The organism is Fructobacillus fructosus KCTC 3544, assembly GCF_001438695.1.
In the GTDB taxonomy this organism is placed as follows: domain Bacteria; phylum Bacillota; class Bacilli; order Lactobacillales; family Lactobacillaceae; genus Fructobacillus; species Fructobacillus fructosus.
Window position 1 is genome coordinate 97,012 of record NZ_JQBH01000004.1, and the last position, 9,602, is coordinate 106,613.

Genomic DNA, 9,602 nt, shown 5'->3' on the forward strand with positions numbered 1-9,602 from the left:
CGGTTATTCGTTATCTTCATTTTAGCAGTTCAACAACGCATGTCAATAGCAACCTGCTTCCGTTATAATGAAAGTATTCAAACGCCGTTCTATTCGATTATCAGGGAGGCAAAACATGCAGCAAATCATCCATAAACTTCGTCACGATACTCTTTTCATCGTGACAACGATACTGGTCATGCTGGCTAGTGTATTCGGTCTTGTTTCTTGGAACAGCATCTCTTGGCCAACGGTGCTTTCTCTCTCCGCCTTACTCGGCCTCGTCACGCTTTTTCAGTCACTGGGCTTCATCGATGCTTTAGCTGACTACTTTATTCAAAAAGCCCAAACAACCCGTTCCCTGATCCTAGCCATCTTTTTACTCACCTTCTTCTCCGCCATGGTCGTCACCAACGACGTCGCCATCTTGACTTTCCTTCCCCTGACCTTCGCCCTGGCTAAAAAAATCACGCTGCCGGTTATCAAAGTCGCTGTTCTAATTACCATTTATGCCAACCTTGGATCCTCTGTGTCACCAATTGGTAATCCACAAAACATCTATTTATTGGCCCATTACCGACTCAATTTTTTGGCGATGGCAGTTCCGGCCTTTCTTCTCCTTTTGCTTGGATTGATTTCCATGCTACTTTTGGGCCGAACCATTCCTAAAACTCCCATCAAACCCATTCAAAAAAGCAGCACCCTCCGCTCCTTCTCGTCTTTTGAAAAAATCTTTCTGGGTCTTGGAAGCATCATTGTCCTGCTATCACTGGTTACGCAAAGCAACCTGCTTGAATCCGTCGTACTGGTTGGTCTACTGATTTTCTTCTATGATTCAGCCTCCTTTAAAGAAATTGACTACGGTGTGGTGCTTTCCATCATCAACTTCTTCTTGCTGGTCAGCGTCCTCATCCGTTTGCCAGCCATCGCTAGCTGGTTGAGCGATGTTGGTCGTTCGGCCACTCACGTCTTACTTGCCGGCGTACTATCGAGTCAGTTAATTTCCAACGTTCCTGCTGCGGCACTCTTTGCCCCAATCACCACTCATTTCACCGCCCTTTATCTGGCTGTATCGGTTGGTGGCTTTGGAACACTCGTTGCATCACTGGCCAATCTCTTGGCCTTCCGTCAAATCAAGGCAAACGCCGAAGCGCCACTGCAGCGTAATTTTTTCTTTTCCTTTACAAAGTACAACTTGCTCTTTTTATTCCTCGGGATTGTATTCGCTTGGATTATCCTTCTCATTTTATGAACAAAAAAGATGCCTTCTCGTTAGAGGGCATCTTTTTACTTGGTTTAATCGGTTGTTTTTTGTGGACCAAGAATGTCACGAACTCGCTTTTGTAGGGCGGGCACGACGTCTTTTTCATACCAAGGGTTGCGCGCCAACCAGATGTTGTTACGTGGCGACGGATGAACGATTGGGAAATATTTTGGCCAGTATTCTTCGTAGTTACGAATCGTATCGGTAATCTTCGCCGAAGACTTTAAGTGCAAGTAGTAGTGTTGTGCATAGGAACCAACCAAAATGGTTAGTTGTCGGTCCGCCATTTGCTTCAGTAATGCTGGGTGCCACTTTTCTGCAATCCCTTTTCTTGGGGGCATGTCACCTGACTTGGCTTTACCAGGGTAGTAAAAATCCATTGGAATGACACCAATATCACCGGAATCATAAAATTCTTCCTTACTAACACCCAACCATTCGCGAAGGCGGTCGCCCGATTCATCATTCCACATAATACCGGAATTCTGCACTTTCAAACCAGGAGCTTGGCCAATGATGACAATCTTAGCCGTTTTCGGCGCATTGAAAATAGGATCCCAGCCCTTCTCGGTATAGGCTTTGTTCATCGGGTCAGCTTTAATTTCATCGAAAATTGACATCACTTGTCCTCCCTCTGGGCTTCATCAAACAGCAAGACGGGGTCATCTGCTTCGGCAGCCGCCTGTACTGCTGACTTTTTAAAATAGACACGTTCGGCATTATTGTACAAGACGTCAGCCAACTCTTCATCAGTGAGTCGACCACTCGCTGCCAACCAGCTAGCCAAGTCGTCGTATGAATTGAACGTTGCTGACCAAGGCGAGTCCGTTCCCCAGATTAAACGCTTCGTTCCAAGGATTTCCTTGGCTACCGTCAACACTTTCTGGCAATTTGGGTATGGAAAGTCGCGCTCCCCCACAATGTCTTGAATGGCGGACAAATCCGTATAAATGTTTGAAAATGGCTTAAATAATTCCAGTGCGGCTTTCAATCGGTTTAGGTGGCCAACTGAAGGGAAGGACAAGTGGCAGACAACGAAATCCATCAATGGATAACGGGCAGCCAAGTTGGCAATCGCCTCTGGTTGGTAGGAGACCTGGTCGGACGAACCATAATCGACAGTAACGGTAAAACCTGGGTAATCGGCTAAATAGTGGAAAATTTCCCCGACTTTGGCATCGGTATCAAGCCGGAAAGGTTTTTCAGAGTGATAGCCATGGAGGCCACCCCCCTGCGAAATCTCAAACTTAATGGCGCGAAAGCCCGATTCTTCCACCTGTCGTTTCACAATGGTCATGGCGTTGTCTGCAAAAGGATCAACTGAAAAAGCCGCAATGAAACGTTCAGGGTACTTTTTTACCATTTGGTAGCTATAGTAATTCTGGTACCCATTTAATGAACCTTGGAGTAACACGGCCTTTTCAACATCCGCACCATCCATAAGTTGGAGAGCGGCTTCGGCAGTAAAGGAGTCCTCACCAGAACCCTGAGGAATCAACTGAATGACCGTTCCATCATCCCAGATGGCTTTACCGCCACCCAGAGCGTTTAAACGGCCCTTCCCGTTCAATCCAGCAATGGTCCGAACCAAGTGTAAGTGTCCATCAATTTTCTTCATCATGACCTCCTGCTAAATTCTAATTTCATTGTACGCTTTCTAAGGCATAAGTTAAGACTTTTGAACGAATTAACTAAAAAAGTTCCCCTTCACCAGCAAAAACCGGGAAAGAGAACCAATTAATTTTGATTATTGGATGGCTTGGAAGATTAAGACAACGGCACCAATGGCGAAAATAAACGTTCCCCACAGCAATTGTGAAATAACCGACCGGTCACCGAAGTAGAGACGCAAGAGTGGCGCTGTGCTTCCAAAAATCAACACGATGATTCCAATAATTACCAATGCTAAACCAATTAAACCGATCATTTTCGATCTCCTATTCATTATCAAGGGTTATGATTTGTTTGAGTTAAGTACTAGGCCTTCGCCAGCACTTGAATCTGCGCCTGATCCAATACGTGCCCTTCCATGGCGCGGAGTAAATCATTTAGATAAAAGCCGTTGACCAATTCTAGTGGCCGATCCAGCGCAAAAACGGTTAACGTATAATCGTGATCCTTGTTAGGCGGCATCGGACCACCATAGTGTTCCACGATATCTTTTCCATAATCCGGATAAAACTTTGAACCAAAGCTATTCTGTCCTTGCAAAAGTGTTTGACTCGTTTGACTAATGTCTTCCGGTACCACCGTAACTGGACCAAAACCAGTGGCAATCCAATGAATAAATGGAAAGCCGGTAACGGGAACTGCATCATAATCGATAAATGTGATGGCCAAATCCTTCGTTCCGTTGGGCAAGTCGGCTAGTTCAAACGGAAATGAACAGGCAGGAATTCCTTCTATCCGGAAATTCTCTGGTGCTTGCTTACCATATTTATCCGGTAAAGCCCCCTGAAATGGTGTTTGAATTTTCATACATCCCCCTTATCAATGGCAGGTTTGCTGCTGAATTTCTGAATCCTTACCCTTATTTTAGCAGTTTAATGGCTAAATACAATTCAGTATTCTGTTTAACAAGTTGGCAAATACCAACGCTAACTAACTGTACAGTCACCTAGAAAATATAACCAAAAAACACGTAAATTAATGTACCAACAAAAATCGACAACAGCATGTTGTTACGCCAAAATTGGATAGCAATCGTCATTGTCCCTGCAACTAGAGCAAAAAGCGTTTCTTGGCTTGGCTGCAACAACTGACTTTTATAACAGTACACGACCAAAATACCGAGAATCGCTGGTGGTAAACGTTCTCCAAGATACACAATAAAGGGTGGTGTTTCTTTCTTACCGGAAAACACGATAAAGGGCAGAAAACGAGTTGCAAAAGTTGCAATGGCAGCAATGCTGATCGTCATGATTTCATTCGTTAAGCTCATGTTGTTTCTCCCTTCGGTAGGCGAACCATAAGATAATCACCATCAGCAATAAAGCCAGGGGTAAAAAGAATTGCGCGCCGAAAACAAAAAGCGCGAACAAGCCAACCATGACGCCAAGTAGCGCAACCAATCGGTTTGCTTTGACCTGGTACTGACTGATGAAGAGAACCAGAAAAAGGGCCACCAAAACAAAGTCAATTCCTTTAATCCGAAAAGTAATGAAAGAACCAGAGATACCACCAAGAAAGGCACCGAGTACCCAATAAAAATGATTGAGTAGCGTAACGTAAAAATAGAATCCCTGTCTGTCCACCGTCTTTGGGACATTGGTGGCAAAATTGATTGAAAAAGACTCATCACACATTCCAAAGATCAGGTAAAGCTTCCGCCAGCCGGTCGCTTTGTATTTTTCCAACATGGACAAACCATAAAAGAGGTGCCTCGAATTAATAACCAACGTTAAAAAAAGAATCAACCATGGATTAAAGGGCTTCAAGAGTGCGTTAGCAATCACGAACTCGATTGAACCACCAAAAATGGTCAGCGCCATCAACGTGGGAAAGAGAAAATTGAAGCCCAATTGATTCATATAGATTCCATAAGTTAGGCCCAAAAACAAAAATCCCGTCATAATCGGTAGGGTCTTCTTAAAGGCAAAAGAAAATTCTTGGCTCATTCCCGGTCTCCTCTCATTTGTTTATCATACAGTAAAAGCCAAGCTAGTGGTATCAGTCAGAAATTTTTTTGAAAAAAGTTTTGTGGCATCAACAAATAAAAAGAGGATAAGTACCCGTTCTGCGGTTAACTCATCCTCTTTTTTGCATAAAACGAACCATATTCTTGCTATATCACAATCAAGTCAGTTACCAATTGACAATCAAAACAACGTCCTCAGCATTACTGATCAATCGAGAAAGCTTATTTTCGTTCAACAGAACGCACAACATAGTGACCGGGCTCTGAAATATCAATCACCCATGATTCCGTAAAGGAAACCTTCGCCGGTTTTCTTTGCCACCTGAGTTTGGCACCCAGTTCGTTAACAACCTGATGATTTTCGTGACTAACAAAGTAATCGCGCGCTTTCACCACGAATTCAACGGTTAGTAAATTACCTAACTTAGAAACAGGATAAAGACCTTGAATCGTGACATCCGTTGTTCTGGCTTCAATCCCTTTTTCACCATAACCTTTCAGGATTTTCAGATTTTTTTCATAAAGGAAGTCTGTCATTTCACCTTCAATTGGCTGAAGATTTCCATTTGACCATGCACGCTGAAAACGAATAAACAAAGCGGTTAAATCGCTTCGGTAGCACTGATTAAACTGGATTTCTTTGGCCAACTTTCGGTTACCCAGATGGTTCAGCCACTTAATCGCTCGAATGGCAATGAAAATACTAACCACAGTGATGATATAGCTGTAGCGCGAATGTCCACCCCCACTACCAGTTGGTGTTGAGCTCGAACCACCACCACTGTGGCCACCTCCGCCATGACCACCGCCAAAGCTAGCATAGACGATTTGCGGACTACTCCAGTAAAGAACAACAATAAAGGCTAGTATTATCTTCCAGTATTTTTGCATTGCGATATACTCCCATTCCTTTCTCAATTAATTTTACTAGTAAAGAAAAAGAGGATTGTTACTGTTTGTACTGGCACTGCCAACGTTGGGAATAAAACTACTAATGTGTTCATGTAATTAGCAAACAAGAAAGAGAAAAGATGACAACTAAGAACGATAAACAGACAAAATATAATTACACAACGCTTGGAATCGGCGTGCTTGCACTCATTGTTGCAGTCATTGCATTATTTATTTAGCTAAGAGGCATGACATACAGAGAAAAAGCTAGGACGTCCAGCAACACACGAAAGTTTCACCACTACACAGAACAAAACCAACAAGCGTTGGGTTGAAAAGAACAAAGAGCACAAAAAATACCTTTCGTATCGTAGGATTTACTTGGGCCTTTATTTCTCAAAAATAGCTTATCTACTTGTGGGATAGTCAAGCCTAGCACGGCGGCAGGGGATGTATCGTTGACCAAATGCAATAAAATAACACAATCAGCACAATAATGTAACTATGAGTAGCCATCCCCCGTTACAGCCTGGTCACTTTGTAACGTTCGTACTTTCAATGTTGGCTTGTAAGTTTAATACCGATAATCCCAATAATTAGCAGCGCAACGAATAGCCAGGTTAGTAATGAGATCTTATCCCCAAAGAATAAAACACCGACAACTATAGAACCTACGGCCCCCACTCCCGTCCAAACAGGATATGCTAGTGACATTGGCAACTCTTTTAGTGACAGAGCTAATAGCCCAAAACTAAGTATCATTCCAATAAATGTAACTACCGACCACCAAACGTTTCCAAAGCCATTGCTTAGTTTCATACTAGTAGCCCAAACAACTTCAAATACTCCTGCTAATGTTAAATATAGCCAAGTCATGGTATTCCTCCCAATAAAAAAACAGATCATACCTCATCTTCTAAGACCTATCGATGGGGCAGACACTGCTTACAAACGTTCCCGGTGGAACAAAACATCATATTTATTTTATATGCTTATGTTATCAAAATAACAAAAAGAGGATAAGACTGGGCTTTTAACCCCTCTTACCCTCTCTTGATTATGGTCAAGGAGATAGCGGGATTCCAAACAAGCCTGTCATATCAACGTTTTACGGGTTTTGTGTTAATTTATGTGTTATTTTATTCTAGTTTTGGGACGATACCATCAAGGACGCTTGCTGTTTTTTCGCTGGCCTCTTTGGTTACTTCGCTATAAATATCTAGCGTTATTGAGGCGTCAGCATGACCTAGATAGGTTTGGGCTTGTTTAACGGTTGCACCACGTTCAAGGGCAAGCGTTGCCCATGTATGACGTAAGCCGTGAGGGGTTATCCCTTCAGCCACGTTGTAGCGTTTCTTAACGTCATCCATCCACTTCCTAGGTCTGGTTGGTTGTACAAAATGGCCTTCAGTATTAAAAACAAAGTCATTTGGCTCTTTATAACTACTTTCATCATAGTAGCTGGCTAGTACCCTGACCATGTCGGAAGCTATCTTAATTGTTCGATAGCTTGCTGACGACTTTGGTTCTTTCAAATACCCTACACCGTGTAGCCCACGCCCTATAGCTTGTTCAATCGTTATATAGCCACCATCAAAGTCTACATGCTTCCACTGTAGAGCAATTAGCTCCTCTGACCTCATACCAGTGAAAGCGGCCAGCCTAAGCAAAACATAAGCCTGCCTGTTAATCTGGCAATATTGGCTATCCAGCACCTCAACAAACCGCCTAAACTCTTCAAGGTTCATGGCCTTCTTTTTCTTCTTGGTTCGTTTCTCTCGTGGGAAAACAACTTTGGTAAAAGGGTCTACTGCTATCATATCCATACGTACGGCCATATCTACCACCTTACGAAAGTATAGCACCGGCTTTTTATACTTGATAAGTTTGGCCTGCATTGTGGTAAGATACTTCTGTAAAGCTATAGGGGTGATCTCATCTACTGGAGTATTACCCCATACAGGTAAAATGTGTATATCAAAGTAGCTTAGCACTTTGTTAAGCGAGCTTTCTTCTACAGTGCTTTGGTAGCCATCTAACCAAAGTTCATAGAGTGCCTTGACCGTTAGAACGGCCGGGTGATCTTTTTTGTTGTACTCGCTTTCTCCAGCCTTAAAAAGCACTGTCTCATTATTAAACCAGTCTCTTGCAACCTTTCGGGATAAGAAACCACGCTTTTTGACTCTTGCTCTCGTACCGTCAGGATGTTTACCAAGATACCCTATTACCTCCCAAGTCTTCCCGTCCTTTGTATTCAATTCTTTTAATTGCATTGTTTACCTCCGATAGCGGGGATGCTATCAAAACAAGCAAAATAAAAGGCGTTGAAAGCTATAGCAATCCATAGACATTCAACACCTTTATATATTGCCACACCATCCCCCACTAGTACATAGCCTAATTACTCATGCTATAAATACGTTCAGCTTCTTCAAGTTCTTCATCCGCAACTTTTAACCGTGCTTTGCGTATTTGCTGACGATCATAGATAGCCCACGCCTCTGCTTCTGTGAGGCTCTTCTGTGTTTTGTCGCCGTTACTTAATCTGTCCACGTCATACCCCAACTGATTGAGTAAGTCTTGAAACGTTTCCGACTCTTCTTCAGCATAGATTGCTTTAGTTTCGTGTAGCTTGGCATAGTATTGATAGTTAACCACTCCTTGATATAACTTATTCATTTGCCACTTTTGGCAAATGATAAGGCCAGCCATTACCAGTAGTAAAATTGCTATAAAAATGTTCATCGTATTCCTTTTTTGTTCGTGCCATCTTGTGCCTAAATTGTGCCATGTTAAAAACCACTTTATCCATTGGGGCTGTAAGCATAACGGGCATTCTGTGCCAAAAATGCCAGTTTTTTCTCACTACTCCGCTCTATATAGGGGTTATTTTTTTCCCTTTTATACTCTCTTCTCTTTCTTCTTAGCTCTCAAAGTACTCAAATACTGGAACAAATGGAATAAAATAGTTAAATAACTAGAGCCACAAGGGTTTTCAGGATTTCCATTTTGACACACGTTTGGAACAAAACCCAGTCTTAAGCCATTTCATATGGCACAGTTTTGGCACAAAATACTGTTTAAGTGTACTTTTCAAGGTCTAATCCAATAAAAGACCATTGCGGGTTGTTTGAGTCCCCCTCTGGGTGTAGGCGTGATTTTGCCGAAAAGTACCCTTTTTGTTCCACCTTTGTTCCAAAACTCTTCTTATTCATTTTTGACTCAATACCGTTATCAATTAGCCAATCACGGAAGCGGGCAAATGCTACCGTTTTAGAAACACCACCCGTATATCCCTCTGGAGTTTCCTTTCGTGCTTCTAGTAAGAAAGAGCTAACTAAGTCCTGACTGTTTGCCCAGTCCTTTGTGGTTTCTTCTATCTCATTACTGACCGTTAGCTTCATGTTGGCCTTGGCTTCTTGGAAGGCCGTAATGCACTCAATGGCAAAGCCCCCTAGCTCTTTAAGCGCCCCTTTTTCATTCCACAAGGTCGCCCGGTGCTTGGCCTCTTTCGGGTTGTCTCGCACTTTAGGGGCAACTACTGGCACTAGGTGCATGCGTTGGACTAAGGCAGAACTGACCGATAACTTAGGTTTGTTGTTGCTGGCAAAGATGAGCAAGGCGTACAGCTCCACACTGATAGAATTAGCACCTTTACCCTCAACTTCTACCAAGTCGCCCCCTGACAGCGTCTTAAGTGCGTCTGGCATGTCGATACGGGTGTCGGGTATGTCTAGGTGGATATTAGCTAACTTGTTAATCAGGTCAACCGTTCCAAAGCGGGCGCTCTTGCCATTGCTACCGGTCAGCGTGTCGATGTCTTTGGCTGTA

At 43.1% G+C, this 9,602-nt stretch carries 12 protein-coding genes; 1 reads left to right on the plus strand and 11 read right to left on the minus strand.

Features of this window, described 5'->3' with window-relative positions; translation table 11 throughout:
- Positions 1–115 precede the first annotated feature (115 nt).
- Positions 116–1,231 carry an SLC13 family permease gene (locus tag IV71_RS02890; protein ID WP_010690925.1) on the plus strand — a complete coding sequence of 372 codons (1,116 nt, stop codon included), beginning with the start codon at positions 116–118 and terminating at the stop codon, positions 1,229–1,231.
- Between the two features lie 44 nt (positions 1,232–1,275).
- Here IV71_RS02890 and IV71_RS02895 read toward each other — a convergent pair whose 3' ends face one another.
- The 11 genes from IV71_RS02895 to IV71_RS08035 form a co-directional block, all read right to left on the minus strand.
- Positions 1,276–1,863, minus strand: a complete 588-nt coding sequence (locus tag IV71_RS02895; RefSeq protein ID WP_010690926.1) for a uracil-DNA glycosylase family protein — start codon at positions 1,861–1,863, stop codon at positions 1,276–1,278.
- Entirely contained in the window at positions 1,863–2,861 is a 999-nt protein-coding gene (locus tag IV71_RS02900) for an amidohydrolase family protein (RefSeq protein WP_010690927.1), read from the minus strand. The genes IV71_RS02895 and IV71_RS02900 overlap by 1 nt, the downstream gene beginning before the upstream one ends.
- A 129-nt stretch (positions 2,862–2,990) precedes the next feature.
- Positions 2,991–3,170, minus strand: a complete 180-nt coding sequence (locus tag IV71_RS02905) for a hypothetical protein (RefSeq protein WP_010690928.1) — start codon at positions 3,168–3,170, stop codon at positions 2,991–2,993.
- 50 nt (positions 3,171–3,220) lie between these two features.
- Positions 3,221–3,721: a YbhB/YbcL family Raf kinase inhibitor-like protein gene (locus IV71_RS02910; protein ID WP_010690930.1), complete on the minus strand. Its 501-nt coding sequence runs from the start codon at positions 3,719–3,721 to the stop codon at positions 3,221–3,223.
- A 139-nt stretch (positions 3,722–3,860) separates the two neighbouring features.
- Positions 3,861–4,184 (minus strand): branched-chain amino acid transporter permease, encoded by a 324-nt coding sequence (locus IV71_RS02915; protein ID WP_010690931.1) that lies wholly within the window; start codon positions 4,182–4,184, stop codon positions 3,861–3,863.
- Positions 4,168–4,860, minus strand: coding sequence for an AzlC family ABC transporter permease (locus IV71_RS02920; protein ID WP_010690932.1), 693 nt, complete (start codon positions 4,858–4,860; stop codon positions 4,168–4,170). Before IV71_RS02920 ends, IV71_RS02915 begins: the two co-directional genes overlap by 17 nt.
- Positions 4,861–5,102: 242 nt before the next feature.
- Positions 5,103–5,771: a hypothetical protein gene (locus IV71_RS02925; RefSeq protein WP_010690933.1), complete on the minus strand. Its 669-nt coding sequence runs from the start codon at positions 5,769–5,771 to the stop codon at positions 5,103–5,105.
- Between the two features lie 555 nt (positions 5,772–6,326).
- On the minus strand, positions 6,327–6,647 hold the full coding sequence (locus tag IV71_RS02930) for a DMT family transporter (RefSeq protein ID WP_029489806.1): 321 nt from the start codon (positions 6,645–6,647) through the stop codon (positions 6,327–6,329).
- A 263-nt stretch (positions 6,648–6,910) separates the two neighbouring features.
- Entirely contained in the window at positions 6,911–8,044 is a 1,134-nt protein-coding gene (locus IV71_RS02935; protein WP_010690939.1) for a site-specific integrase, read from the minus strand.
- Positions 8,045–8,168: 124 nt separating this feature from the next.
- Entirely contained in the window at positions 8,169–8,516 is a 348-nt protein-coding gene (locus IV71_RS02940; protein WP_010690940.1) for a hypothetical protein, read from the minus strand.
- A 335-nt stretch (positions 8,517–8,851) separates the two neighbouring features.
- Positions 8,852–9,602: DUF5906 domain-containing protein (locus IV71_RS08035; protein WP_234781168.1), on the minus strand; the 751-nt coding region annotated here is incomplete at its 5' end.

Excerpts from the sequence above, each read along its gene's own strand:
- IV71_RS02910 (WP_010690930.1), bottom strand. The coding sequence starts at position 3,721 with ATGAAAATTCAAACACCATTTCAGGGGGCTTTACCGGATAAATATGGT.
- IV71_RS02940 (WP_010690940.1), bottom strand. The coding sequence starts at position 8,516 with ATGAACATTTTTATAGCAATTTTACTACTGGTAATGGCTGGCCTTATC.
- IV71_RS02905 (WP_010690928.1), bottom strand. The coding sequence starts at position 3,170 with ATGATCGGTTTAATTGGTTTAGCATTGGTAATTATTGGAATCATCGTG.
- IV71_RS02895 (WP_010690926.1), bottom strand. The coding sequence starts at position 1,863 with ATGTCAATTTTCGATGAAATTAAAGCTGACCCGATGAACAAAGCCTAT.
- IV71_RS02915 (WP_010690931.1), bottom strand. The coding sequence starts at position 4,184 with ATGAGCTTAACGAATGAAATCATGACGATCAGCATTGCTGCCATTGCA.
- IV71_RS02925 (WP_010690933.1), bottom strand. The coding sequence starts at position 5,771 with ATGCAAAAATACTGGAAGATAATACTAGCCTTTATTGTTGTTCTTTAC.
- IV71_RS02920 (WP_010690932.1), bottom strand. The coding sequence starts at position 4,860 with ATGAGCCAAGAATTTTCTTTTGCCTTTAAGAAGACCCTACCGATTATG.
- IV71_RS02930 (WP_029489806.1), bottom strand. The coding sequence starts at position 6,647 with ATGACTTGGCTATATTTAACATTAGCAGGAGTATTTGAAGTTGTTTGG.
- IV71_RS02935 (WP_010690939.1), bottom strand. The coding sequence starts at position 8,044 with ATGCAATTAAAAGAATTGAATACAAAGGACGGGAAGACTTGGGAGGTA.
- IV71_RS02900 (WP_010690927.1), bottom strand. The coding sequence starts at position 2,861 with ATGAAGAAAATTGATGGACACTTACACTTGGTTCGGACCATTGCTGGA.
- IV71_RS02890 (WP_010690925.1), top strand. The coding sequence starts at position 116 with ATGCAGCAAATCATCCATAAACTTCGTCACGATACTCTTTTCATCGTG.